The following is a 23616-nucleotide window of genomic DNA, read 5'->3' as shown; positions in this document are numbered from 1 at the left end:
GCCCGGCCGGGAACGCCCCCGCCGCGGCCCTATGTCCGGCGCGTTCGGGGTAGGCGCATAACCTTAAGAACCGGCGCCTGCGGGTGCAAACGAAAAGCCGCCGCGGAGGCTCCGCGGCGGCTGGACGTGTCCTGTGCGGTGCGCTGCGCTCAGAAAGCGAGCTTCAACCCGGCCACGACGCGGCTGTCGTACAGCTTGCCGAACTCGTGCCCGTCGGTGTCGAAATAGCGGACGTCGAAGCCCAGGTTGTCGGTCAGCGAGAAGCCGACGCCGAGGTTCCAGGTGGTGTAGTCCGAGGCTTCCTCGATCGTCTGGTGGCCGATGGCGCCGCTGACCACGAAGCGGCTGCTCGGGATCGGGAAGGTCGCGTTGGCCTCGTAGTACCAGGCGTCGCCCGTGTTGGCCGTGAAGTCGGGCGAATAGTAGACCGCCGCGCCGAAGGTGGCCGGGCCGGCCGGCACCGAGGCGGCGACCTTGCCTTCCCAGTAGTCGTAGTCGGCGCCCGAGGGCTGGTCGAGGTAGCCGTAATAGATCACGCCGATGTCCAGGGTGACCGCGCCGACGGTGGGCTTCACGCCCGCATAGAGGTCGAACTCGGCGTCGGTGGAATCGCCGAAGTCGACGTTCGAGGCCCAGACCCCGGCGTAGCCGATCGAGCCCAAGGTGGCGTCGACGCCGCCGAACACCTGCGGATCCTCGTCGGTCTGGCTGACCCCGCGGAACACGTACTCCGTGGCCGCGCCGAGATTGAAGGACAGCGAGACAGGGCCTTCGTCCTGGGCGTGAGCCACGCCGGAAAACGCCATTGTGCCGAGGGCGGCGAGAAGCGACACCTTGAGCTTATTCATTTTGGTCTATCCCCTTATGTCTCCGATCCGACCTCGGTTGGATCGTGCGCCGGCATGGTCGCGAGCGGCGGTCGGGCAGATCAACGCGCAGCGTCGCCCATGGCGCAGCTCGGCAGGGGCTGAGCGAACTTTGTGCGCCCAACGTGGCCGGCGCCGGGAAATTGGGCAGAACCCGCCCGCAGCCTGCACCGCACCCTGCTTAGCGCGCCACGGTCGGCGCGTAGCCGAGGTGCATGCCGGCGTCCACCAGCAGGGTTTCGCCGGTGACGTGGCGCGAGGCCGGCGCGGCCAGGAACACCGTCGCCTCGGCGATATCCTGGGGGGTGGAGGCCGCCCGCAGCGGCGTCGAGGCCTCGGCGTTCGCCCGCACGCGGTCGACGGCGGCGTCCGGCATGCCCTTGCCGAACCAGGGCGTGTCGATGAAGCCGGGGCAGACGGCGTTCACGCGGATCTTCGGGGCCAGGGCCCGGGCCAGCGACAGGGTCATGGTGGTCATGGCGCCCTTGGAGGCGGCGTAGGGGATCGAGGAGCCGATCCCGGTGACGCCGGCGATGGAGGCCGTGTTCACGACCGCGCCGTGGCGGGGGGCGGCCTCGAGCAGGCTCCGGCACGCGCGGACCATCTGGTAGGCGCCCACCACGTTGACGGCGTAGAGGTCGAGGAAGTCCTGCGCCGAGACCGCGTCGAGGTCGCCGTGGGCGGCGAAGCGGGTCGTGCCCGCATTGTTGAACAGGGCGTCGATGCGGCCGAACGGCTGGGCGGCGGCGGCGATCTTGCGGCAATCCTCGTCCGAGGCGACGTCGCCCTGCACCAGCACCCCCTCGGCGCCCTCGGCGCGCACGAGGGCGGCGGTCTCCTCGGCCTCGCTGGCGCTGCGCGCGTAGTTGACCACCACGGCCTTGGCGCCGCGGCGCGCCACCTCGACGGCGATCGCCCGGCCGAGCCCGGTCGAGGCGCCGGTCACCACCACCACGAAGTCCTGGAAGTCCCCGCCGGCCGCCATGTCGCTCTCCCTTGCGTGTGTTGTTAGCGCCCCTAGTAGCGGGTAAAGGCGCGCCCATGGAAGAGACCCACCTGAGCCAGCTCGGCCGCGACGTGCGGGGCTTCGACAGCCCCGAGGCCGCGGTGGTCGAGCGCGTGCCCAATCCGCACAAGGGCGAGACCTACCTCGTCCGGTTCACGGCGCCGGAGTTCACCTCGCTGTGCCCGGTGACGGGGCAGCCCGACTTCGCCCACCTGGTGATCGACTACGTTCCCGGCGAGTGGCTGGTGGAATCCAAGTCGCTGAAGCTCTACCTGGCCTCGTTCCGCAACCACGGCGCATTCCACGAGGATTGCACCGTGGCGATCGGCAAGCGGCTGGTGGCCGAGCTCGCGCCGCAGTGGTTGCGGATCGGCGGGTACTGGTACCCCCGCGGCGGCATCCCCATCGACGTATTCTGGCAAACCGGCCCGGCGCCGGAAGGTCTTTGGCTGCCCGACCAAGGCGTCGCGCCATATCGCGGCCGCGGGTGAGCGTAGACGCGGCATAGACGCCACGTATATCGGACCCGACAGCTTGCGATTACTCGGATATCTGAGCGCCGCGTCGGGCGATGGATGGAATATTCGGGACCCGCGCCAGAATTCGGCCGGCCGCCGCTTCAAGCCGCCTACTCTCGCCTGAGGCGAAAAGGGGCGCGTGCGGGCCGCTAAGCCTGTTCGGGCTTCCCAAAAGGGGCGTTGAGGCCTATAGGTGATCTTGCCCAACTCTCCTCGGGCGTGTCACCTCAGGCCGGGCGGCGCGGCGCGCCGTCCGGCCGCTGTGTGTCTGGCCCGTGGGGCTCAGGGCTTCCAGCGGGTGACGAGGCTGCCCACGTCCATCCGCTCGCGCTCCAGCGGCGGCTCCCGGGGCGTCCCGATCATGATGAACCCCGCGACGCGTTCGTGCTCGGCCAGGCCGAGGACCCGCTGCGCCTCGGAATCGAAGCTGTACCAATCCGTGATCCAGTTCGCGCCGTAGCCCATGGCCTGGGCGGCGTTCAGCAGGTTGGTGCAGACCGCGCCCGCCGACAGCACCTGCTCCCATTCCGGAATCGCCCCGGGCTTCACCCGCGAGACGACCACGATCGCCAGGGGCGGCGTCCGCAGCTTGCCCAGCTTGGCCGCCTGGGTCGCATCGCCCCGGCCGCGCGCGAGGGCCTCGAGCCGGTCGGCGAAGGCGGTCTTGGCCTCGCCTTCCAGCAGGACGAAGCGCCAGGGCGACAGCTTGCCGTGGTCGGGCGCCCGGCCGGCCAGGCGAAGGAGGTCGCCCAGCTGGTCCGAGGAGGGGCCGGGCTCGGCCAGCGTCAGGGCGGGGGCCGAGCGGCGGAGCGCCAGGAAGCGCAGGACTTCCGGGACGGGGGCGATGGGAAGCGGGGCGCCGAACTCCGGGACGGGCGGCAGGTCAGAGCTCAATGAGGAGGCCTTGGCGTTTAGGAAAACGATAGAGCCGTGGATTTATCGGCTCGCCCGTGCGTTCCGCAAGGCGAGGTGACAGAGATGCCCGACACGCCCGCCTGGCTGGCGCCCCATGGAAAACCCTGGATCCGCGGCGAGAGCCGGGTGGTGTACGACAACCCCTGGATCCGGGTCACCGAGCACGACGCCATCGCGCCCACGGGCCGTCCGGCGCTGTACGGGGTGGTCGGCTTCAAGAACGTGGCGGTGGCGGTCCTGCCCCTGCACGACGACGGCTCGGTGACGCTGGTCGGCCAGCACCGCCTGCCGCACGCCGACTACAGCTGGGAGATCCCCGAGGGCGGCGCGCCGCGCGACGAGGACCCGCTGGAGGCGGCCAGGCGCGAGCTGGCCGAGGAGGCCGGGCTCGCAGCCGACGACTGGCGCGAGGTGATGCGGACCCAGCTCTCGAACTCGATCACCGACGAGCGGGCCGTCGGCTATGTGGCGCTGGGCCTTCGGGCGGCGGACGGCGCCCATGAGCTGGACGGTACGGAGTCCCTGGCCATCGTCCGCGCGCCGTTCCGCGAGGTGCTGGACGCGGCGCTGGCCGGACACATGCCCGACATGTTGACGGTGGCGATGCTGCTGCGCGCATACCATATGGCTCGGGAAGGGTCGTTGCCGCCCACGCTCGCGCGGGCGATGCTAGGGTAGGGAGAGCCCGATGGGTCGGGAGGAACCGATGAGCCAACGCCTGGAAGTGGTGGACCCCGCCACGCCGCCCCCCGTGTGGGCCGCGCTGCGCAACGAAGCCTACGCCGCCGCCAAGAGCGAGGCGGCCCTGGCCAGCCTGCTGGCCGCCGTGATCCTGAACCACGAGACGCTCGGCGACGCCCTGTCCTACCAGCTGGCGCGCAAGCTGGGCGACCAGGAGCTGCGGGCGATGACGCTCCGCGACATCCTCGAGGAAGCCTACGAGAGCGATCCGTCCTTGGTGGAGATCGCCGAGGCCGACCTGAAGGCGGTGTTCGAGCGCGATCCGGCCTGCCGCGGCTATGTCCAGCCGTTCCTGTTCTTCAAGGGCTTCCAGGCGCTGCAGACGCACCGGGTGGCCCACTGGCTGTGGAAGGCCGGGCGCGAGACCCTGGCGTTCTACCTGCAGAGCCGCTCGAGCGAGCTGTTCCAGGTGGACATCAACCCCGCCACCCGCATCGGCCGCGGCGTGTTCATCGACCACGGCACCGGCATCGTCATCGGCGAGACCGCGGTGATCGGCGACGACGTCTCGATGCTGCAGGGCGTGACCCTGGGCGGCACGGGCGCCGAGCGCGGCGACCGCCACCCCAAGGTCGGCAACGGCGTGCTGCTGGGCGCGGGGGCCAAGGTGCTGGGCAACATCACCATCGGCGATCACGCCAAGGTGGCCTCGGGCTCGGTGGTGCTGAAGCCGGTGCCGCCGCACTGCACCGCGGCGGGCGTGCCGGCGCGGCTGGTCAACTGCCCCACCTGCGACGAGCCGGCCAAGAGCATGGACCACACGCTGGCCGATGCTGTGTACGACTACGTGATCTGAGGTTTCCCGCCGGGCCGCGAGACGGTAGGTTCGCCGCGAATTTGCCGTCTCAAGGAGCGTTGGCGTGGACGAGAAGACCATCCGCAAGATCGAAGGCCATCTGCGCGGGACCTTCGCCAATGCGCGGATCACCCTCGTGCCGCGTCCCAAGCAGAAGGACTCCGCCGAGGTCTACATCGGCGAGGAGTTCGTGGGCGTCGTCTTCCAGGACGAGGACGAGGACGGCTCGTTCATGTTCGAGATGGCGATTCTCGCCGAGGATCTGCCCTAGCGCACCTGGGTGACCGTCAGGCTGCCGGCCGGGAGGGGGCCGATCGGCGGCTGCTCCTCCGGCGGGCCCAGCCAGGCGGCCCAGTCCTTCTTCGGCAGGATGACGATCTGGCGGTCGTGGTAGGGCGCGATGTCCGGCCCCGGCGCGCAGGTCAGCATGGTGAAGCGATCCTCGCGGATCAGGCCTGCGATCGCGAACAGCGGGCCCTCGGCGCCTTCGAACAGCCATTTCGACTTGGGGCTCTTCGTCCCGGTGAACTCGTAGAAGCCGTCGGCCGGGATCAGGCAGCGGCCGTTCGGGAACTGGCGGCCCTCCGAGCGGAAGTTGATCACCGGCCCGCCCTTGGGCCGCGGGAAGCCCCAGGCGAGCTGCTTCAGCACGGCCGCCCCGTCCTGCCCGACGATCACCGGCGCCCTGTCGGTGGGGCGGATCGAGACGCGGGGCTCGAGGTTCGGCGCGCCGCCCTCCCACTCCAGCGGGATGCGAAGCTGGCTGAACTCCTGCAGCAGCTCGTCCAGCGAGCGCTCGAGGCGGTACTCGTTGCACATGCCCTGAGGTGGCCCGCCGACGGCAGGCTTGGCAAGCGCTAGCGGGCGAGCGTCCGGCAGACCGTCTCGGCCGCGGCCGCGAGAGCCGCTGCGGGGCCCGGGAGCGCCTGGTCCGGATCGCGGGCGAGGGCGGCGCGGATCGCCGCCGCCTGGCGCTCCACCTCGGCGACGGCGGCCAGGGCCCGGCCCGCGGCGCTGGACCGCCAGGCGGCCAGCCGCTCGCGCCGCCGCCGCTCCTCCGCCTGCAGGGCCTCCAGGGCCAGGGGGCGGAAGGGCTGGGGGCCAAGACCCGACCAGGCCACGCCCCCGGCCGCCTCCCGATCGCGGCGATGGGCGGCGGCGCGGAAGGCCTCGTCTTGCTGGGCGGACAGGAGGGGCATGACCGAACTATACATTATATACAGGTCAGCTCCAAATTTCTCTGTATCTAAGCTGCGCCGCGGATGATCCGGCGGGCCTGGAAGGGCGGGATGATCGCCGTGATGTGGGCCGCCCAGCGGAGCCGGGCGTCCTGACGGGTCGGGCCGGCGACACTCTCGAGGTCGTAGAGCCCGGGACGGGAGCCGCGCAGCAGGCGCTTGACCAGCACCTCGTCGGTGTCGGTCTCGACCACCACCACGTGGCCCAGCATGTCCGGGGTGGGCGGGGTGCGCTGGTCCTCGAAGTAGATCAGCGCCCCGTCGTCGGCGACGCCGCGCATCGAGTGGCCGACGACCCGCAGGGCCACGGCCCGGTCGGTCCCGCCGGGGGGGATCGGGGCGAGCTCGCCGGGGTCGTGGCCCGTGGCGAAGAGGACGATCCCGTCGGGATTGGCTCCCACGCGGCCGATGACCGGCGCGAGCCCCCCCTCCGCGGCGGGCCGCATGCCGCCGGCCGCGTCGTAGAGCCACTCGGGCCGGACCCCGAACGCGGCCGCGTATTCCTTGGCGCGCCTATAGGAGAAGGGGGCGTTGCCGTTCTCGTTCGAGGCGTAGGTGTTGCGGTTCCAGCCGAAGGCGTCGGCCGCCGCAGCGGCGGTCTCGAAGCCCTTGTCGATGCGGGCCTGGCGCAGGCGTTCGGCGCGACCGTCCATGGGAGATCCTGTGGTGTCTCGTCGCTGTAGATAACCTGTAGAAATCTTTTGCGCAAGCGGGCCGTAGGTTTTATACATTTCGGCATGGCGATGCACGAAACCTGGGCCGGAGAGGCCTATGCGAACCTGCGGCGAGGCGGGGCCTCGGCGGGACGCGCGACCACGGAGCTGGGGCTGCCCCCCGGCAAGGCGAGGGTGCTGGAAGCCCTGTTCCAGGCCAGGCCCCCCGGCCGCGGGGCCGACGCGATGCGGCCGCGGTTCGCCCGCCACGGCGCCCACGTGGCGGCGGTGCTGGCCGAGGGCGGCTATCCGGCTCTGACGCCGTGAGCGGTCGGTCGGAGGGCGCGGCGGCCCTGGTGGCCCGCGCCCTGAGCCGCCGCCCGCCGGACCAGCGGGCGCAGTTCCTGAAGGAACTGCTGGCGCATACGGCGGCGGGGCTGGTGGTCATCGAGGGCGAGCGGGAAGCGGGCGAGGCGGTGTACCGCCTGGCCGACGCGGTGGTGGCGCGCGGCGCACGCCGCTGAGGAGTACGGGACATGGACAGGACGAGGCTGCTGCGGCTGGAGCGGCAGGCGAAGGCGCGCGCCGAGGCGCGGGCGGTGATGGACGGCGTGGCCGAGACGGTGGCGCTGGAGCGGAAGCGGGGGGCGGCCATCGCGCAGCCCCCGGGGCGGGCGACCCGGGCCAAGCCCTATCAGCGGCAGACGGGGCTGGAGTGGCTGGGTCGCAAGGGGCGGCTGAGCGCCGAGGAGGTGGCGGCAGGGGAGCGCTACGGCGCGGCCTACCGGCGCGCGCGGCAGGATCCGGCGATCCCGTCGACGCTGGAGGCCCGGCCCCAGGGCGGCCAGCCGGCGGGACAGTCGCTGAAGGCCCTGCTCTCGCAGGCGCACGGGACCGCCCAGGCCCGCGACCTGCTGGCGGCCTACCGGCGGAGCCTCCTGATGCAGGCCGAGATGGTCTCGGCCTGCGACCTGGTTTGCGGCGAGGAGATGACGCCGCGCGAGGCCGCGGGCGGCGACCGGGAGGGCGCGCGGCTGGAGGCGGTGCTGCGCGTCGCCCTCAGCATCCTGGCGCGGGGCTGACGTGTTCGCATTTTGTTCTTGACATTCCCGCGTGAATTCGCCAGGATTTCGGTAGCCTCCAGGAGTGCGCGTAAGACAGCCCCGAACGGGTCCAAGCGGGCCTGGGCCGGCCCGCGGCAGGTTCGCCGTGCGCCGGCGAGGCCGCCTGGATCCCCTCTTCCTCCGGGATGAGGGGGAGGGGCGGTTGCGGTCCGCGCGGATCGCCACCCCAGGCGGGCGGCAGGCCTGGCCCTGCCAGCTGCGGTCCTGCCAGCTGCGGTCCTGCCAGCTCCGGTTCTGTCAGCTTTGGCCGGTCAGCTTTGGCCGCCCTGGCCGCTGGACTGCTGGGGATCCTGGGCGATCTGGCCGCCCTTCTCGCTCTTGCCGCCGCGGATGTCGATCTGCGGGGAGAGGTGGCCGGGCTTGGAGGCGCCGCCCTGGCGGTTGGGATCGCCGCCGCGGCCGCCATCTTCAGCAGTCCCCGCATCAGTAGTCCCGGCGTCGCGGTCGGCGTTGTCGTTGTCGGCTGTCATGGGAGATCCTTTCGAAGGTCCTCCGTCCAACCGGCCCCGGCCGCCCGGGGTTCCTTGGGGGTTCTTTGGGGGTTTCTCGCGGGCTCCTTCCGCGCCTCGGCGCCTGGATGCGGGCCGCGGCACTTGGCCATCCGTCGCCAATGTGACCGGCCGGCCGCAGCGACCCCGCGACCGCTCAGAGCGGACACCCCGAACTTCGCGGAAGGGTGGTTCGCGGACGTCAAATAGCTAACCCGCGTGCTGCCCGCACACCGACGATCAATAGTACGACCAGTAGCGCTAAGACGTAAAGGCCGATCCCAAACCAGTACGGTACTGGATCGGTCTTTCGACTTGTGAAGAGTGATCCGTAGCCGTTCGGTATGTGGCCGGTGATCAAGAAGAGAGCCAGCATGGCGACCGCCAAGCCGAGTGTCAGGCCGGTAGCTGTGCTCATAAGCTCTCCAAGGGTTGGCCCTGATTGCACCAATGAGCTCAGGGTCCGCAACGGGTCGGTATCGGACCTTGAGAAGGTCCGCTCCCGGCCACGACTTCACCGGCAGCGATCGACCCAGAACTAAACTCCCGTCCAGCCCGCTACGGCGTTGATCTTCATCGGCTAAGCGCTACCGTCCTCCGGCAGAGCTCGCTGCGCGGGGCGGCCGATATGCCAGAGGTCCACGACAATCGCCGCAACCGCCTCGGGGTGAAGCTCGCGGCGATCCTAATGCGGCTCGCGAAGTCGATCCTCATCCTGCTCGTGGGCCTATTCTTCCTCTACGCGGCGCTGATCCTGGTTCAGGACCTCGCCTATCTGGGCTGGGTGGCGTTTCAGGCGACGGCCCTGGACGCCTGGACCGTCCTGAACATCATCTCGCTGGTGTTCTCGATCGTCGCGGTGGCCGGCGGAGGCCTCGCGATCGCGCGGAAACGCTGGGGCTGGGCGCTGGCCTTCTCGATTCTCGTGTGGCCGCCGCAGGTCGTCATCGACGCAAACCGCTGCGACGTGGTCGAAGTCTGCCGGGACCTGCGCTGGGCGCAGCTGCCGGCGAGCGCGTTCGAGTGGCGAGTCCGGATCCGGCCTGTTTCCGACCCGGAGGAAGCGAAGGCGCTGGCGTCCAACGCGCTTGCAACGATGGCGTCGGACGACTCGCCCTACATGGCCAGGCGCTTCGGGGATCACTGGATCGTCTCGACGATCGACGACGACGGGTGGCCGGGGGCGCACGCGCTCAGGATCGACGCCAAGACGACGGTGACCGAGCGGATCCCCTGTCCGGCGGGCAGGATCCCGTGCGGCATGGCGCGGCCCACCCTGTCGGACGGCGAGCGGCCGTTCCACGACGATCGCCTGGGGATCGCCGCGACCTTCCCCCGCACGACTCCGGTCTGCACGGCGCGGAACGACGATGGCGAGGCACGCGGCTTTTTCGCCATGGTCCGTGCGCCGGGCAGCCCCTGCGAGATCCTCGATCAGTCGCGGGTGATGGGCATCGAGATCGCACGATCCCCAAAGCAGGGATGCCGGGCCAAGGCGGACCCGTCCCTTGCGTGGCGGGAGCTGTCGCCCTCGATGGCGAAGCTATTCGACGGGCCACCGCGTCTCGGCTCATCCCACAGCCGCGCGTGCGAACTGCACCAGAGCGGCTTCATCCAGATCAGCGTCTATGCGCCAGCGCCCGCCGCCACCGATCCGAAATCCTCGGAGCCGCTCTACGAAGCCTACATTGTCACTACACGGGAACACCTTGTGGAGGACGTTCGAACGTTTGAGGCATTCCTCAAGCGCTTGAAGGTCCAACCCGGACAGGGGACTGCGTCTTGAAACGGCTTCATGTGCGGACAGTGATGCTCGCTGATCCTGAGACTGCGCTGGGTAGACAGCCGCTCGCGCATCGACCGGAGCGCACGTCAAGAATGAGGGCCGCGGCGGTGTCGCGGTGCTAAGAATGATTGAGGTGCGCCGCGGCTTCCTGCGCTGCGCTAGGGGGGAAGCTATGTCGGCGGTGGTCGCGGTGATCCTCCCCCGGTTTGGTGGACACCCATGCTAGCTCTGAGGAGCTGGAGAGGAGTGTCAGATGAGTGGTGCGCGCCGGGTGTTTCCGGAGACGTTCAAGCGCGAGGCGGTCGACCGGGTGGCTGTGAGCGGCCTGTCGGTGGGCGCGGTGGCCCGGGAGCTGGGTCTGCACGAGACGGTGCTTCGACGATGGATGATGCAGTTCGGGGCGCAGGCGACGGGGGCGGCGAGGCGCTCCACCACGCAAGCGCCGGCCCCGTCGCCGTCTGACCTGGCCTCGGAGAACGCCCGGCTTCGGCGCGAGAACGAGCGGCTGCGGATGGAGCGCGACATCCTAAAAAAAGCCGCGCTCATCTTCGGATCGGCCTCCCGATGAAGTTCGGGTTCGTCGATGAGCATCGCAGCGTCTGGCCGGTTCGGGTGATGTGCGCGGTCCTGGGTCTGTCGGCCAGCGGTTACTACGCCTGGCGCTCCAGGCCAGAGAGCCGGCGCGCGGTCGCCAACCGCGCATTGCTGGACGACATCCGCCGGATCCACGCCGACAGCAGCGGGACCTATGGCTCGCCTCGGGTGCATGCCGTGCTCCGCGGCCACGGCCGCCGCGTCGGGCGCAGCCGCATCGAGCGGCTGATGCGCCGGGCCGGCATCCGGGGCCTGGCGGCTCTGCCGCGGCGCACGCGGACGACCGACAGTCGCCATGGCTATCCGATTGCGCCCAACCGGCTCGGCCGCAACTTCACCACCCAGGCGCCGAACCAGGTCTGGCTCGCCGACCTCACCTACATCCCCACCGGCGAGGGCTGGCTGTACCTCGCTACCGTGCTCGACCTCTTCACCCGCAAGATCGTCGGCTGGTGCATGCGGCCTTCGCTGCACGTCGAGATCGCCCTCGACGCGCTGCAGATGGCCATCGAGCGCCAGCGGCCGGCGCCCGGCCTGATCCACCACTCCGACCGCGGTATCCAGTACGCCGCCGAGGCCTACCGCTCGGCCCTGGCCCGCGCCGGCATCACGCCTTCAATGAGCCGCAAGGGCGATTGTTGGGACAACGCCCCGATGGAGAGCTTCTTCCACACCCTCAAGACCGAGCGCGTCCACCACCGGGTCTACGCCACCCGCGACCAGGCCCGACGAGACCTGTTCCAGTACATCGAGGGCTTCTACAATCCCCGCCGCCTGCACTCAGCCCTGGGCTACATCAGTCCAGCCGAGGCCGAGCGCAGAGCGGCTTAACCCCGTCCACTTTTTCGGGGGAGGATCACGGCGGCAACGAGCCTATTCCTCCTTGCCTCGGCTGACGCCAGCGCCCTTGAACGGGAGCAAAGCGTCAAGCTTGACCAAGCCCCCGCTGCGGCCGCGCGAGAACTGCACGAGGTTATCCGTCTCTTAGGGGCTTGTGACCAGGTCAGCGGTGGGACCGTCGCCCGCGACTTGCCCGGCCTACTTGAAGGTAGGCCTCCTGAGTTCCAGGCGTTCGTCATTGCGGCGTTCGAAGAAGGCAAGGCCTCCAGCGCTGGAAAGGCGATCACGCGGGAGACCTGTCTTGTCCAGCTGAAGACGCGGATGGGCGCGCTGAAAGTTCGTGCCGATGACATCCTCGACTCCTTGCGGGTGACGCCGTCGGCGGCAGAATCTGTGGACGAGGTCGCGCGGCGGGTGCGCGCTCACGTGGAGGCGAACTGGACCGTCGTCGGGGTGGCCGATACGAGCCGGCGGCTAGGGTTCAGCGGAACATTCGCGCCGCATGACCGGCAGCAGCTCCCGGCCAAGTGCGAGACGGGCCCGGCTGGCGTCGTGACCTTCACCACGTCCGACAGCGGCGTCGTGTGCGCCGCGTACCCCTATCGCGACGCTGAGGGGACCTTCCGGGCGCGCCTCGCCTTCGCGGCACCCGGCGCGCCGATCCTGGAGCACGACCTCGAACGCTGGGGCGGCGGGACGGGGGGCGGTCTACGTGGGAACTGGATGTTCCTCCAGCCGACCCCGGACACCGAGGAGCCCGGGGATCGTGAGCGGGCGGCGAAAAACAAGGCGATGGCGGACTGCGCGCCGAAGGACCTTGATAGCGCGATGGCGTGCCTGGACGCGCACTGGTCCGACGAGACGAAGCAAACCTTCCGCGCCCTGCCGGCGAAGGATGTGATCGGCAGCCACTTCGGCGTGGGCATGTGGATCCGCAACAACTGGGGGCTCTGGAAGGGCGGGCCGCTGAAGGACTTCTTCGTCGCCCGGGGCGTGAGCCATCCCGACAACATGTCTGGGGTGATGATGAACGCCTATTGGCTGAAGCTGCAGGGCTGCCGGCTGGCGTCGAACGATACGGCGGCCGTCGAGGCCGCATTCCAAGAGGCGCGGCACGGCCGGGAGTGCGTAAACCGCTGAGGCGCACCCGGCCTGAAAACCATGGCTTCCGACCCATAGCTGAGGTTAGGAAGGTCCGCGTAGGGAGTTCGAGCCAAGGTCCCCTCCGACCCATTGCGGACAAGCCGCTGCAAAGTTTGCGCCTTGATCTCTGGCCTCGACGCCAATCCTCGCACGGCCAAGTCAAGGAGGGGACATCGCGGTGGCGGGCCGAGGCTCACGCGTTGCGGCGCGTGCTCGGGTGAAGCTTTTCCTTGATCTGAAGAGCGAGGCTCCCGACGAAAAAGGCGACGAAGTGGGCGATGAATGCCCAGAGCAGGATCGCCTGCCACAGCGGGATATAGCCGTCGCGTCGCCGACGCGGGAGAAGGTAAGTCGCGCCCGTCGCCGGGTCCGGGTCCCGCGGGCTGATGAAGGCCAGGATGAGATAGTAGGCGAGGCCTATCCAGAGGACCGTCACGAAGTAATTCGCGAGCCATCGCGGGGTCGGCATTCGGCCGAGTTCGGGCCGTGAGGGGCGCGGCTCTACGAGGAAGTCGACCCAGACCGCGTCGTCGTCTTCCCACACCTGCAGAAGCTCTCGGATCAGGGCGAACCGAGTATCGTTGGGCGCACCATCGCCGAACGCTACGTCTTCGCTTGGCACCGACCACGCGCCGGAAGCATCGCGATGCTCGATCCTGAAGCCGCGCGCGATCGCTTCCGCGGCCTCCGCGGCGTCGAGGAACCGCCGGGCGTCAGAGATGTGGACGAGCGGCCGGGCGGCCGAACCTCCAAGGCGGATCTGCTGCGCCTGGGCGATTTCGGCGACCGACGACATAGCTGAACAATGGCGTATAGGAGCGCGGCCGCAAGCCCAACCGGGCGAGGAGACGCCGGAGAGTCCGCTACCCACCCATTGCTGACGTTCAGCGCTGGGCGGCCCCCGCTAGCGCCCTCAGGGTCTGCTCGTGGCGGCTGGCGGGCGCACCATCCCGGCGGAACCCCCGCCCGGCGCAGCCTAGGCTGGGGCGAGCGGGAGAGGGGCGGCGCTGCGGGATGGACGAGCGACTTGGCGGTCTGACGGAGCGGGAGAAGGAGGCGCTGCGACTTCTGCTGGTCGGCCATGACGCCAAGTCCGTCGCCGGGGCTCTGGGGCTGTCCGTCCACACCGTCAACGAGCGGCTGCGCGAGGCGCGGCGAAAGCTCGGCGTCACCAGCAGCCGGGAGGCGGCGAGGCTGCTCGCCCGGCACGAAGGCGCCGGCCCCAAAATCCTTGGGGACACGGAAATGGGGGTCGCCGCCGCCGGCGATCGCCTGGGACACCAGCCCTCCCATCAGCGCCGGCGCTCGGGCGGACCCGTCGCCTGGCTCATCGGAGGAATGGTCATCATGCTGGCGATCCTGGCCGCAGCTTACCTGGCGACAACCCTCGTCGCCGACCGCGGAGCCCCCGCCGCCACGCCGGCCGCGCGTCCGGCGCCGGACGCGGCGTCCGACAAGGCGGGGGCGGACGCCGCCCGGGCGTGGGCGGAGCTGCTGGACGAGCGGCGCTGGGGCGAGAGCTGGACGCAGTCCGGCGGGATGTTCCGGTCGGCCCTCACCCAGAAGGGCTGGGCCGCAATGATCGAGCCTCTGCGGCGGCAGCTCGGAAGCGTCTCGTCGCGCAGCCTCAGGAGCGTGAGCAACGCCACGTCGCTGCCCGGCGCGCCGGACGGGGACTACAAGATCGTGCAGTTCACGACCGATTTCACCAACCTGCGTGGGGTCACCGAGACGGTGGTGCTGGCGCGGGAGGGCTCGGCCTGGAAGGTGACCGGCTACTTCATCCGCTGACCCCCCGCCGAGCCGGCGTCGAGACAAGAATGCAAGAGCGCTGGCGATCACCCGGCCGGCGTCGGTTCACGCGCCCGGCGGTGGGCGGTCGTTCCGGTGGCCGTCAGCCGCCGGGCTTGTCGAGCTGGGCTTCGGCCAGGGCGAGCCAGGCCTCGGCGATGCGGCAGACGGCGGCGCGCTCGCCCAGCTCGTCGAGGCCGGAGAGGAGGATGAGGGCGTCCTCGGCCCGCCGGACATAGGCGCCCGCCGCAGCGGCGCGTGCAGGAGCGGGCGCAGGGGGGCGCCGGCGCGCCTGGCGCGCGAGATCCAGGAATTCGACGTCTCCGGCCATCGAGAGCACTCCGCGTCGCAGGCGGGAGCATGGAGGCGCCCGGCCCCGCGTCTCTCAGCCGCCGGCGCCTGGAAAAACTCCCAGCCGGCGATCTGGCGAGCCTAGCACCACCGGAGCGGGAGTTTTGTCGAAATCCGACGAAGGAGCCCGGCGGGGGCGTGTTCAGGCCTTGAACCACACGAGCTGGTGCGAAACGGCCAGCAGGGCGCCGGCGTCGGACCACAGCTCGGCGGACTGGTCGTTGAAGCCGTGGCGGAAGATGCGCGCGCCCGCGACGCCGATCAGCGGCCGGTCGGCCTGGGCGGCCATCTCGGCCTCGTCGGCGGTGAAGTAGGTCGAGAGGGTGACGGTGGCGACCGGCGGCACGTCGCCGCGCACCTGCAGGATGCGGACGACGAAGGCGTCGGCGAGGGCGGCGAGGGCGGGATAGTCGAGCGGCCGGGCGGGGACGTCGCGGATCCACAGGCGGCTCTCGGCCGAGGCCGGCGCATCGGGGCGGGCTTCGCCGGGCTGCGCGGCGCCGCGCTCGAAGCGCATCTCGTAGCGGCCGAGCCAGCCGGGCCGACCCTCGGTCGGCATCGGCGGGAGGTCCGCGGCCGGCGGCATCGACGGCGGAGAGGCCGGCAGATGGCTCCAGGTCTCACGGCTGGGGCCGGTGACGATGCTGGCGGTGGCGGCGACGACCTCGCCCTGGGTCAGCTCGACGTTCCAGTGCTGGGTCGAGCGGCCGTCGCGGACGAGGCGCACGGCGATCTCGAAGGCGCCCTGCGCGATCGCGGCGCAGAAATTGACGGTCTGGGCGAGCGGCCGGCCGCGGCGGGCGGGCTCGTTCAGAACGGCGCGCAGCAGGACGGCGGCGGTGACCCCGCCGAAGGGCCCGGCCATGTTCCAGTAGGCGGGGCTGGTGGCGCCGGCGTAGCGGCCCTCGCCCAAGGACTTCAGGGCGACGGCCTCGTCGAACGGGTGGCTCATGCGGACACTCCAGCGGCGCGGCGGGCCTCGTCCTCGACCTGGGGCAGGCGCTCCTTGCCGAAGAACATCTCCTCGCCGACGAAGAAGGTCGGGACGCCGAAGGCGCCGCGGGCGACCGCGGCCTCGGTGTTGGCGACGAGCTCGGCCTTGACCTGCAGGTCCTGGGTGGCGGCGAGGATCGCGGCGGCGTCGAGGCCGGCGGCGGAGAGCACCCGGGCCACGACCTCGGGATCGTCCATCTTCTCGCCGGCCTCCCACATGGCGGCGAGCACGGCCTCCAGGTAGCGCTCGCCGACGTCCGCGCCGATGCGGCGGGCGGCGACCAGGCCGCGCATGATCAGGAGGGTGTTGACCGGGAAATGCGGGTTGAAGCGGAAGGCCGTGAGGCCGTGCCGTTCGACGAAGCGGCGGGTCTCGAGCTGTTCGTAGGCCAGCTTGCCCTTCACCTCGCCGAAGGCCTCCATCGGCGAGCGGTTGCCCGTCGCCTTGAAGATGCCGCCCAGCAGGCAGGGGATCAGGTTCACCTCGGCGCCGGCGCGGGCGGCGAGGGCAGGGAGCACCTTCCAGGCCAGGTAGCCGTTGGGGCTGCCGAAGTCGAAGACGAAGTCGATCGCGGGGCGGGGCGCGGGTTGGGCCACTGGGGGCTCCCTTCAGAAGGCTTCGCGCCAGGGGCGCAGGTCGAGTTCGTGGGTCCAGGCCGAGCGCGGCTGGCGGTGCAGGGCCACGTAGTTGAGCGCGACGTCCTCGGGACGGAGGATCTCGTCGCGGGCCAGGGCGGCCTCGGCGTCGGGCCGGTTCTCGCGGATGAAGGTCCCGTCGATCCCGCCGTCGATGACCACGTGGGCGACGTGGATCCCTTCCGGGCCGAGCTCGCGGGCCATGCTCTGGGCCACGGCGCGCAGGCCGTGCTTGGCGGCGGCGAAGGCGGCGAAGCCGTCGCGCCCGCGCACGCTGGCGGTGGCGCCGGTGAAGAGGATCGTGCCTCGGCCGCGCGGGACCATGACCCTGGCGGCCTCGCGGCCGGCGAGGAAGCCGGCGAAGCAGGCCATCTCCCAGACCTTGTGGAACACCCGGGCGGTGGTCTCGCGGATGGGAAAGCGGACGTTCGCGCCGATGTTGAAGACCACGACCTCGAGCGGGCCGACGTCGCGCTCGATCGCGGCGAAGAGGGCGGCCATCTCGTCCTCGGAGCGGGCGTCGACACCATAGGCATGGGCCCGGCCGCCGGCGTCGCGGATATCCTGGGCCAGGGCCTCCAGCGCCTCGAGGTGACGCGGGCGGCGCGTCATGCAGACGGCGAGACCCTCGGCGGCGAAGGCGCGGGCGATGGCCGAGCCGAGGCCGTCGCCGACGCCGACGACGAGGCAGGCTCCCGTGGGGGCGGACATGGCGCGGCTCCGTTCGGAATCTGGACGGACGTTCGTATTGAATCCGAACGGAGTCAATGGGACCATGGCGCGAACCGCAGGAGCGCGTCGGATGAAGTGGAGCGAACTGTCGGAGGCGCCGTGCTCGGTGGCCCGCTCGGTGGCGGTGATCGGCGACCGCTGGACCCTGATGCTGCTGCGCGACTGCTTCCTGGGGGTGCGGCGCTTCGAGGATTTCGAGCGGCGCCTGGGGATCTCGCGCAGCATCGTGGCCGGCCGGCTGAAGCGGCTGACCGACGAGGGCGTGCTGCGGCGCGAGGCCTACCAGGACCGGCCGCTGCGGCACGAGTACCGGCTGACCGAGAAGGGCCTGGCGCTGCATCCGGTGCTGATGGCGATCGTCCACTGGGGCGACGCCTACTACGCCGGCGAGGCGGGGCCGCCCCTGCTGCACCGGCACAGGACCTGCGGTTGCGACTTCCAGCCGGTGACCACCTGCTCGGAATGCGGCGGCCCGGTTACGGCGCGGGACGTGGAGGTGCGGCCCGGGCCGGGCGTGGGATAGGCGAGCGGGCCCGCCAGCGTTGGCGGATGCGGTTCCGGCGCGCGGTGCGCGCCGGCCTCTCACCGCCCTCCCTCTCGGCACCGCGCGCCGGGGGAGAGGGAGGGGACAGGGAGAGGGCCCGAGCGGAGCGAGGGATGTCGGGACGCGACGGCGTCGTGCGTCCTTGGGAGCGACGGACGTCGAGGCGCGGCGCCGCGTCGGACGAAAGGACGAGGCGATGAAGGTCACCCAGCATCTGTGGTTCGAGACGGACATGGAGGCCGCGATCGGCCTCTACACCTCGCTGATCCCCGGCTCGCGGATCACGGAGCGGTCGGCGGTGATGGCCGACAATCCGGGCGGGCCGGCCGGCAGCGTCAAGATCATGGCCTTCACCCTGGGCGGCCAGGACTACCGGGCCATCGAGGCGGGGCCGCTGGACCCCTTCAACCACGCCTTCTCGATCATGGTGGAGTGCGACACCCAGGAGGAGATCGACCGGCTGTGGGACGCCCTGAAGGACGGCGGGAGCGTGGAGCGGTGCGGCTGGCTGAAGGACCGCTGGGGGCTGTCGTGGCAGATCGCGCCACGGCGCCTGGGCGAGCTGATGAACGATCCGGATCCGGCGAAGGTGCGGCGGGTCACCGAGGCGATGCTGAAGATGGTCAAGCTGGACATCGCGGCGCTGGAGGCGGCGGCGCGGGGTTGAGTCCCCGGCGGCGAGTCCACCGCTGTTGAAGCGGCCGGCGGGGAGGGCTACTGCGAAATATGCCAAGCTTCACGCGCCGCCGGTCCCTGGCCCTCCTGGCCGCCGCCGGCGCCGCTCCCGCCGCCGCGGGGCGGGCGGCGCGGGCGCAGGCGCCGGACCCTGCCGGCCTGCTGCCGGCGGAGGCGGTGCGGGCGGATCTGCGCCACCTCTACGAGACGCTGGAGGCGGGCCACTACGACCTGTTCGCCCATCGCAGCCGCGCCGAGTACGAGGCGCAGCTGGCGCGCCTGACGGCCGGGGTGGACCGGCCGCTGACGCGTCGCGAGGCGGCCGGGACGCTGCAGAAGCTCGCCGCCTACGGCCGAATCGGCCATGCCCGCCTGGAGGCGCCGGCGGAAGAGTTCGTCGCCCACATCCGCGCGGGCGGGACCTTCCTGCCGATCTTCGTCCGCGTGGACGGGACGCGCGTCCGCCTGACGCGAACGGCGGACGCTGCTGGCGAGCTGGCCGCCGGGACCGAACTGCTGTCCATCGAGGGCGAGCCCGCCCACGCCTGGCTGGAGCGGCTGGGCGCCTATGTCTCGGCCGAGCGGCCGTACATGGCCCACGCGCAGATGGAGCAGAGCTTCCCGGCCCTGCTGTGGGTCGAGCTGGGCGAGCGGGACGCGCTGACGGTGACGGTTCGCGGGCCTGAGGGGGCGGTGGTCCGGCGCCGGGTCGCGGCGGTGACCTATCCGCAGCTCGGCGAGATCGGGCGGGCGCATCCGACGCCCCGGATCGGCGCCGATTTCAACGCCCGCGAGGTGAGGCTGCTGGGGGATGGGATCGCCTATCTGCGGCCCGGCCCGTTCATGAACACCGCGGCCGACGCGGCCGGACCGTCTCCCTCGTACGAGGACAGCGCCTACCGCGCCTTCCTGGACGCGGCGTTCGGGACGATCCTGACGTCGGGAGCCTCGGACCTGATCGTCGACCTGCGCGACAATCCCGGCGGGGACAACAGCTTCAGCGACGCCATGGTCGCCTGGTTCGCCGACCGGCCGTTCCGGTTCGCCTCGCGGTTCATGCTGAAGGCGAGCGCGCCGACCAAGGCCTGGTATGCGCGCCAGCGCGCGGAGGATCCGGCGCCCGACCGGATGCTGGCGCGGCTGATGGCGGCCGAGGCGGCCCAGCCGAACGGCGTCCGCTACGCCTTCGAGATCCCGCTGACGCCGCCGCGGGCCGGCCCCCGCTACGAGGGGCGGGTGTGGGCGCTGGTGAACCGCCACAGCTATTCGAACGCCACGTCCGTGGCGGCCCTAATCCAGGACTACGGCTTCGGGACGGTGCTGGGCGAGGAGACCGCGGACGTGCCGACGACCTACGCCTCGACCGTGCACTTCGAGCTGCCGCACACCGGCTACAGCGTCTCGTACCCGAAGAGCTGGTTCGTGCGCCCCAGCGGCGACGAGACCCTGCGCGGCGTGGTCCCGGACACGCCGCTGGCGCGCCAGCCCATCGGGGACGCCGAGGACCGCATGCTGGCGGCGGCGGTGGCGCACGTGCGCGAGACGCGGCCTCGCTGACGTCGCCTGGCCGCGCGGCGAGGGCTCAGCCGCGCCCGTCGGCCTCGCGGTCGGCGTTCAGGTCGGCGAGGTCATCCCGATTGTCGTTGGTGCGCCCGTCGTCGTGCTCGTGGGCGTCGAGGGCCAGACGGTGCCAGTGCATGGCCTCGTCGATCAGGCGGCCGCGCTCCTTCATGTTCGGCGTGCGGGACGCCTCCTGGAGCAGGGCCTCGGCTTTGCGGCGATAGGGTTCGGACATTCTCGAAGACACACGGGGTAACGGCGTTCAGTCAACGCGCCCCGGCCGATTTGGCTGCAAATTCATCCACAGGAGCAAACCATGGGTGAGAAACCCAAGCGGCGGCCGCAACCGAGCCGCCGCAAGATTCCCGACGCCAACGGAGTCATCAGCCACGTGCGCTATTCCCGGGCGGTCGGAGAGGAGATCTGCCGCCGGATCTCGGAGGGCAAGCTGTGGCACCAGATCGCCGGCAAGGGGGACATGCCATCGTACGATTGCCTCTACCGCTGGCGGCGACGGCATCCCGAGTTCGCCGAGGCGCTGGAGATGGCCCGCGAGATGGCGGCGGACCTGAAGGCGGAGAAGGCGCTGGCGGTGGCCGAGGCCACGACGGCGGCGACGGTCACGGCCGACCGGCTGAAGGTCAGCACCTTCCACTGGCACGCGGCGCGGGGCGCGCCCCAGCGCTACGGCGCCAAGGCCGAGGAGCGGCCGGCCGAGCCGCAGGTCACCTACTACATCCGTCGCTTCGAGAAGTACGTGGGCGAGGACGGCCGCACCTATGTGCGCGAGGTCCCGCGCGAGCCCAAGCGGAGGCGCAAGTGAGCCGTCGGCGGACGCGGGAGAAGGGGCTGCCGCTGACCTGGGAGCCGCGGCCGCACCAGGTGGAGCTGTGGGAGACCCTGGTGGACGGCTGCCGCCGGGCCGACGTGGCGGCGCATCGGCGCTGGGGCAAGGACGAGGTGGCGCTGCAGTGGGCGGCGGTGGAGGCGCTGGAGAAGCCCGGCGTCTACTGGCACCTGCTGCCCGAGGCGGCGCAGGGGCGCAAGGCGATCTGGGACGCGGTGAACCCGCACACGGGCGTGCGGCGGATTAACGAGGCCTTCCCGATCCACGTGCGCAAGCGGACCCTGGACCAGGAGATGAAGGTCGAGCTGAACAACGGCTCGGTCTGGCAGGTGGTGGGATCGGACAACTACGACAGCCTGGTGGGCTCCTCGCCGCGGGGCGTGGTCTTTTCGGAGTGGTCGCTGTCGAAGCCGCAGGCCTGGGGGTTCATCCGGCCGATCCTGGCCGAGAACGGCGGCTGGGCGCTGTTCCTCTGGACGCCGCGGGGGCGCAACCACGCCACGCGCGCCTTCGAGAGCCGGCAGCGGGAAGCGGGCTGGTTCTGCCTGAAGTCCCCGGCCACGGACACCGAGGTGTTCACGAAGGCGCAGCTGGACCAGGAGCGGGCCGAGCTGATCGCCGAGCTGGGCTCGCGGGAGGAGGGGGAGGCGCGCTTCGCCTCGGAGTACCTGGTGGACTTCGACGCCGCCGCGCCGGGCGCCTACTACGCGACGCTGCTGGGCGAGGCCGAACGCGCGGGGCGGATCGGCCGGGTTCCCTGGGATCCAGCCGCCCGTGTGGACACCGCCTGGGACCTCGGGATCGACGACTACACGGCGATCTGGTTCTTCCAGCAGGTGGGCCGGGAGGTCCGCGCGATCGACTATTTCGAGACCAGCGGCGAGGGCCTGCCAGAGATCGTCCGCCAGGCGATCGGGAGCAAGCCGTACCTGTGGGGGACCCACCACCTGCCGCACGACGTGATGGTGCGCGAGCTGGCGACCGGCCGCTCGCGCTACGAGACGCTGGCCTCGCTGGGGATGTCGGGGATCGCGGTGGGACAGGCGGCGGACCCGGAGGAGCGGGTGAACGCGGCGCGGCTGATGATCCCGCTCACCTGGTTCGACGCGGATGCCTGCCACCAGGGGCTCGAACGGCTGCGGACCTACCGCAAGCGGTGGAGCCGCGCGACCCACAGCTACGCCGGACCGCTGCACGACCAGGCCAGCCACGGAGCGGACGCCTTCGGGGAATTCGCCATGCACCGGCGTGGGGCGGCCGAGCCGCGACGGGCGGTGCGGAGCGCGGGCGGGCCGCTGTCCTGGATGGGCTAGACGGCAAGGCGCCCCCGGCTTCGAGGCCGGGGGCGCCGTCCGGTGACACTGCGGCGCGCAGTCGGGGGCTCGTCGGCGCCGCAGCACCGTAACCCGCCGGGACATGTCGGGTTCCCAACAAAGGATGACGCGCGGGCGGGGTGGGTGGGTCGCGTCGGCGGCGCAAGGTCGTTAGGATGGCGTAGCGAGGCGCACATGAGCGAGAAGATCCGCCAGTATCTGCAGCAGGCCGAGGAGGCCGAGCGCATGGCCCTGGGCGCCGCCGACGAGGAGGAGCGGGCCGCCTTCCTGCGCATCGCCGCCCTCTGGCGCGACATGGCCGAGACCCGGGCCCACCTGAAGGAACAGCAGGAGTAGCCGCAACCGGCGCGTTCGGGCGGCAACCGGGGGTTCGTTCCGGCCCGGCGGGGCCGCGGCTAGGCGAGGGGGGTCAGTCCCCCGCGCGTCCCCATGGACCTCAGCAAAGTCCACTTCCTGATCATCGACGACAGCCACGAGACGGCGACGATCGTCCGCTCGCTGCTGGCGAGCTGGGGGGCGCAGGACGTGCATGAGGCCGCCACGACCGAGGCGGCGTTGCGCGCCTTGCCGGCGGCGAACCCGGACATCGTCATCCTGGACCAGCACCTGGGCGGCGACGACGGCCTGGCCCTCCTGCGGTTCATCCGCAACGAAGGGCTGAACCCCTATCTGCCCGTGATCGTCCTGTCGGCGGACGGACGGCCGGCGAAAGTGGCCGAGGCGCGCGACGCCGGCGCGCACGAATTCCTGGTCAAGCCGTTCGCGCCCCGCGACCTCTACGCCAAGCTGCAGTCGGTGATCCTGCGTCCCCGGGGATTCGTGCGCGCGCCGGACTATATGGGACCTGACCGCAGGCGGCACGCCGATCCCGGGTACGGCGGACCCGAGCGCCGCAAGACCTAGACCAGCCGGGCGGCGAGGGCCGCGGCCGCCGAAAGCGCCGCGCCGAGCGCCAGGCCGCCGAGCACGCTGGCGAGGTACGCACCGATCCCGAGAGGACGCCAGGACATCGGCGCGGAGGCTCCCGGCGCGGATGATTCCGCGCCACCGCCCAGCGGTTGCACCGCGTGCGGCGGAATGCGCGGAGCGCTGCAGTCACGCGCTCCTGATGAAACCCAGGCCGCCGAACCGCATTACCGCCGCGGACACAGAGGAGACATGTTTCATGGACGGCGTAGGCATTATCGGCGCGATCATCATCGGCATCCTCGCAGGCTGGATCGCCGAGAAGGTGATGCGGCGGAACCACGGGCTGCTGACCAACCTCATCGTCGGCGTGGTCGGCGCGTTCCTCGGCAGCTTCGTGGCCACCATGCTGGGCTTCGACACCGGCTCGGGCGTGATCCCCAGCCTGCTGACGGCGACGGCGGGCGCGATCCTGCTGCTCTTCCTGCTGGGCCTCTTCCAGCGCCGCCGCGCCTAACCGCGCGGTCGAAGACCGAAGA

At 71.1% G+C, this 23616-nt stretch carries 32 protein-coding genes; 19 read left to right on the top strand and 13 right to left on the bottom strand.

Annotated elements, in window-relative coordinates:
• Window positions 1-149: 149 nt before the first annotated feature.
• Together PHZ_RS12330 and PHZ_RS12325 are read right to left on the bottom strand one after the other, a co-directional pair.
• Window positions 150-848, bottom strand: coding sequence for a TorF family putative porin (locus PHZ_RS12330; protein ID WP_012522781.1), 699 nt, complete (start codon window positions 846-848; stop codon window positions 150-152).
• A 199-nt stretch (window positions 849-1047) separates the two neighbouring features.
• A complete protein-coding gene (locus PHZ_RS12325) occupies window positions 1048-1851 on the bottom strand; it encodes an SDR family NAD(P)-dependent oxidoreductase (RefSeq protein WP_012522780.1) in 804 nt (267 codons plus the stop codon).
• A 56-nt stretch (window positions 1852-1907) separates the two neighbouring features.
• Between PHZ_RS12325 and queF the strand changes: the two genes are divergently transcribed.
• Window positions 1908-2363 carry a preQ(1) synthase gene (gene queF, locus PHZ_RS12320; protein ID WP_012522779.1) on the top strand — a complete coding sequence of 152 codons (456 nt, stop codon included), beginning with the start codon at window positions 1908-1910 and terminating at the stop codon, window positions 2361-2363.
• A 309-nt stretch (window positions 2364-2672) separates the two neighbouring features.
• Here queF and PHZ_RS12315 read toward each other — a convergent pair whose 3' ends face one another.
• Window positions 2673-3284: a nitroreductase family protein gene (locus PHZ_RS12315; RefSeq protein WP_012522778.1), complete on the bottom strand. Its 612-nt coding sequence runs from the start codon at window positions 3282-3284 to the stop codon at window positions 2673-2675.
• Window positions 3285-3368: 84 nt separating this feature from the next.
• Between PHZ_RS12315 and PHZ_RS12310 the strand changes: the two genes are divergently transcribed.
• The 3 genes from PHZ_RS12310 (at window position 3369) to PHZ_RS12300 (ending at window position 5113) form a co-directional block, all read left to right on the top strand.
• Window positions 3369-3983, top strand: coding sequence for an NUDIX domain-containing protein (locus PHZ_RS12310; protein ID WP_012522777.1), 615 nt, complete (start codon window positions 3369-3371; stop codon window positions 3981-3983).
• A 28-nt stretch (window positions 3984-4011) separates the two neighbouring features.
• The gene (gene cysE, locus PHZ_RS12305; protein ID WP_041373490.1) at window positions 4012-4842 is read left to right on the top strand and encodes a serine O-acetyltransferase; all 831 of its coding nucleotides are present in this window, start codon (window positions 4012-4014) and stop codon (window positions 4840-4842) included.
• Window positions 4843-4906: 64 nt separating this feature from the next.
• Window positions 4907-5113: a DUF3126 family protein gene (locus PHZ_RS12300; RefSeq protein WP_012522775.1), complete on the top strand. Its 207-nt coding sequence runs from the start codon at window positions 4907-4909 to the stop codon at window positions 5111-5113.
• Here PHZ_RS12300 and PHZ_RS12295 read toward each other — a convergent pair.
• From PHZ_RS12295 to PHZ_RS12285, 3 genes are read right to left on the bottom strand one after another with little or no spacing between them, the layout of a single operon-like run.
• The gene (locus tag PHZ_RS12295; RefSeq protein ID WP_012522774.1) at window positions 5110-5661 is read right to left on the bottom strand and encodes an SOS response-associated peptidase; all 552 of its coding nucleotides are present in this window, start codon (window positions 5659-5661) and stop codon (window positions 5110-5112) included. The two genes, PHZ_RS12300 and PHZ_RS12295, sit on opposite strands and share 4 nt — an antisense overlap.
• A gap of 38 nt (window positions 5662-5699) precedes the next feature.
• Window positions 5700-6041 carry a hypothetical protein gene (locus PHZ_RS12290; RefSeq protein WP_041373489.1) on the bottom strand — a complete coding sequence of 114 codons (342 nt, stop codon included), beginning with the start codon at window positions 6039-6041 and terminating at the stop codon, window positions 5700-5702.
• Window positions 6042-6088: 47 nt separating this feature from the next.
• Window positions 6089-6733 (bottom strand): S24 family peptidase, encoded by a 645-nt coding sequence (locus PHZ_RS12285; protein ID WP_012522773.1) that lies wholly within the window; start codon window positions 6731-6733, stop codon window positions 6089-6091.
• An 84-nt stretch (window positions 6734-6817) separates the two neighbouring features.
• Here PHZ_RS12285 and PHZ_RS12280 point away from each other — a divergent pair, with 84 nt between their 5' ends.
• Genes PHZ_RS12280 through PHZ_RS12270 form a run of 3 tightly spaced genes read left to right on the top strand, consistent with a single transcriptional unit; the run spans window position 6818 to window position 7815 of the window.
• Window positions 6818-7060 carry a hypothetical protein gene (locus PHZ_RS12280; protein WP_041373488.1) on the top strand — a complete coding sequence of 81 codons (243 nt, stop codon included), beginning with the start codon at window positions 6818-6820 and terminating at the stop codon, window positions 7058-7060.
• The gene (locus PHZ_RS12275; RefSeq protein WP_041373487.1) at window positions 7057-7257 is read left to right on the top strand and encodes a hypothetical protein; all 201 of its coding nucleotides are present in this window, start codon (window positions 7057-7059) and stop codon (window positions 7255-7257) included. The genes PHZ_RS12280 and PHZ_RS12275 overlap by 4 nt, the downstream gene beginning before the upstream one ends.
• A gap of 12 nt (window positions 7258-7269) precedes the next feature.
• The gene (locus tag PHZ_RS12270) at window positions 7270-7815 is read left to right on the top strand and encodes a hypothetical protein (protein WP_041373486.1); all 546 of its coding nucleotides are present in this window, start codon (window positions 7270-7272) and stop codon (window positions 7813-7815) included.
• A 293-nt stretch (window positions 7816-8108) separates the two neighbouring features.
• Here the strand turns inward: PHZ_RS12270 and PHZ_RS12265 are convergent, their stop codons facing one another.
• Window positions 8109-8327, bottom strand: coding sequence for a hypothetical protein (locus PHZ_RS12265; protein WP_041373485.1), 219 nt, complete (start codon window positions 8325-8327; stop codon window positions 8109-8111).
• A 646-nt stretch (window positions 8328-8973) separates the two neighbouring features.
• Here PHZ_RS12265 and PHZ_RS12260 point away from each other — a divergent pair.
• From PHZ_RS12260 to PHZ_RS12245, 3 genes are all read left to right on the top strand, one after another.
• Window positions 8974-10131, top strand: coding sequence for a hypothetical protein (locus tag PHZ_RS12260; RefSeq protein WP_041373484.1), 1158 nt, complete (start codon window positions 8974-8976; stop codon window positions 10129-10131).
• A gap of 253 nt (window positions 10132-10384) precedes the next feature.
• A protein-coding gene (locus PHZ_RS12250) for an IS3 family transposase (RefSeq protein WP_086004007.1) occupies window positions 10385-11556 on the top strand; the annotation gives its coding sequence in 2 pieces (ribosomal slippage) (window positions 10385-10658 and window positions 10658-11556; 1173 coding nt in all).
• 198 nt (window positions 11557-11754) lie between these two features.
• A complete protein-coding gene (locus PHZ_RS12245; protein ID WP_187149074.1) occupies window positions 11755-12705 on the top strand; it encodes a DUF6794 domain-containing protein in 951 nt (316 codons plus the stop codon).
• 196 nt (window positions 12706-12901) lie between these two features.
• Here PHZ_RS12245 and PHZ_RS12240 read toward each other — a convergent pair whose 3' ends face one another.
• The gene (locus PHZ_RS12240) at window positions 12902-13504 is read right to left on the bottom strand and encodes a hypothetical protein (protein ID WP_041373483.1); all 603 of its coding nucleotides are present in this window, start codon (window positions 13502-13504) and stop codon (window positions 12902-12904) included.
• Window positions 13505-13722: 218 nt separating this feature from the next.
• On the opposite strand from PHZ_RS12240, the gene PHZ_RS12235 reads away from it, so the two are divergent.
• Window positions 13723-14499, top strand: coding sequence for a helix-turn-helix domain-containing protein (locus tag PHZ_RS12235; protein WP_012522771.1), 777 nt, complete (start codon window positions 13723-13725; stop codon window positions 14497-14499).
• Between the two features lie 103 nt (window positions 14500-14602).
• Here the strand turns inward: PHZ_RS12235 and PHZ_RS12230 are convergent, their stop codons facing one another.
• From PHZ_RS12230 to PHZ_RS12215, 4 genes are all read right to left on the bottom strand, one after another.
• Entirely contained in the window at window positions 14603-14830 is a 228-nt protein-coding gene (locus PHZ_RS12230; protein WP_041373482.1) for a hypothetical protein, read from the bottom strand.
• 162 nt (window positions 14831-14992) lie between these two features.
• Window positions 14993-15802 (bottom strand): acyl-CoA thioesterase, encoded by an 810-nt coding sequence (locus PHZ_RS12225; protein WP_012522770.1) that lies wholly within the window; start codon window positions 15800-15802, stop codon window positions 14993-14995.
• Window positions 15799-16440 carry a 2-hydroxychromene-2-carboxylate isomerase gene (locus PHZ_RS12220; RefSeq protein WP_012522769.1) on the bottom strand — a complete coding sequence of 214 codons (642 nt, stop codon included), beginning with the start codon at window positions 16438-16440 and terminating at the stop codon, window positions 15799-15801. The genes PHZ_RS12225 and PHZ_RS12220 overlap by 4 nt, the downstream gene beginning before the upstream one ends.
• Window positions 16441-16452: 12 nt before the next feature.
• Window positions 16453-17190, bottom strand: coding sequence for an SDR family oxidoreductase (locus tag PHZ_RS12215; RefSeq protein ID WP_012522768.1), 738 nt, complete (start codon window positions 17188-17190; stop codon window positions 16453-16455).
• 91 nt (window positions 17191-17281) lie between these two features.
• On the opposite strand from PHZ_RS12215, the gene PHZ_RS12210 reads away from it, so the two are divergent.
• From PHZ_RS12210 to PHZ_RS12200, 3 genes are all read left to right on the top strand, one after another.
• Window positions 17282-17734 carry a winged helix-turn-helix transcriptional regulator gene (locus PHZ_RS12210; RefSeq protein WP_012522767.1) on the top strand — a complete coding sequence of 151 codons (453 nt, stop codon included), beginning with the start codon at window positions 17282-17284 and terminating at the stop codon, window positions 17732-17734.
• Between the two features lie 217 nt (window positions 17735-17951).
• A complete protein-coding gene (locus PHZ_RS12205) occupies window positions 17952-18422 on the top strand; it encodes a VOC family protein (protein WP_012522766.1) in 471 nt (156 codons plus the stop codon).
• A 59-nt stretch (window positions 18423-18481) separates the two neighbouring features.
• On the top strand, window positions 18482-19987 hold the full coding sequence (locus PHZ_RS12200) for a S41 family peptidase (protein ID WP_012522765.1): 1506 nt from the start codon (window positions 18482-18484) through the stop codon (window positions 19985-19987).
• Between the two features lie 25 nt (window positions 19988-20012).
• Here PHZ_RS12200 and PHZ_RS12195 read toward each other — a convergent pair whose 3' ends face one another.
• Window positions 20013-20225 (bottom strand): hypothetical protein, encoded by a 213-nt coding sequence (locus tag PHZ_RS12195; protein WP_041373481.1) that lies wholly within the window; start codon window positions 20223-20225, stop codon window positions 20013-20015.
• Window positions 20226-20306: 81 nt separating this feature from the next.
• Between PHZ_RS12195 and PHZ_RS12190 the strand changes: the two genes are divergently transcribed.
• From PHZ_RS12190 to PHZ_RS12175, 5 genes are all read left to right on the top strand, one after another.
• Window positions 20307-20813, top strand: coding sequence for a terminase small subunit-like protein (locus PHZ_RS12190; protein ID WP_041373480.1), 507 nt, complete (start codon window positions 20307-20309; stop codon window positions 20811-20813).
• A complete protein-coding gene (locus tag PHZ_RS12185; protein ID WP_012522764.1) occupies window positions 20810-22150 on the top strand; it encodes a hypothetical protein in 1341 nt (446 codons plus the stop codon). Before PHZ_RS12190 ends, PHZ_RS12185 begins: the two co-directional genes overlap by 4 nt.
• 195 nt (window positions 22151-22345) lie before the next feature.
• On the top strand, window positions 22346-22507 hold the full coding sequence (locus PHZ_RS23120) for a hypothetical protein (RefSeq protein WP_183281667.1): 162 nt from the start codon (window positions 22346-22348) through the stop codon (window positions 22505-22507).
• Window positions 22508-22600: 93 nt separating this feature from the next.
• The gene (locus tag PHZ_RS12180) at window positions 22601-23074 is read left to right on the top strand and encodes a response regulator (RefSeq protein ID WP_012522763.1); all 474 of its coding nucleotides are present in this window, start codon (window positions 22601-22603) and stop codon (window positions 23072-23074) included.
• 262 nt (window positions 23075-23336) lie between these two features.
• Entirely contained in the window at window positions 23337-23594 is a 258-nt protein-coding gene (locus PHZ_RS12175; RefSeq protein ID WP_012522762.1) for a GlsB/YeaQ/YmgE family stress response membrane protein, read from the top strand.
• The last annotated feature ends 22 nt before the right edge of the window (window positions 23595-23616 follow it).

It is taken from the genome of Phenylobacterium zucineum HLK1, assembly GCF_000017265.1.
In the GTDB taxonomy this organism is placed as follows: Bacteria; Pseudomonadota; Alphaproteobacteria; order Caulobacterales; family Caulobacteraceae; genus Phenylobacterium; species Phenylobacterium zucineum.
This window is presented reverse-complemented; position numbering and strand designations above follow the sequence as displayed.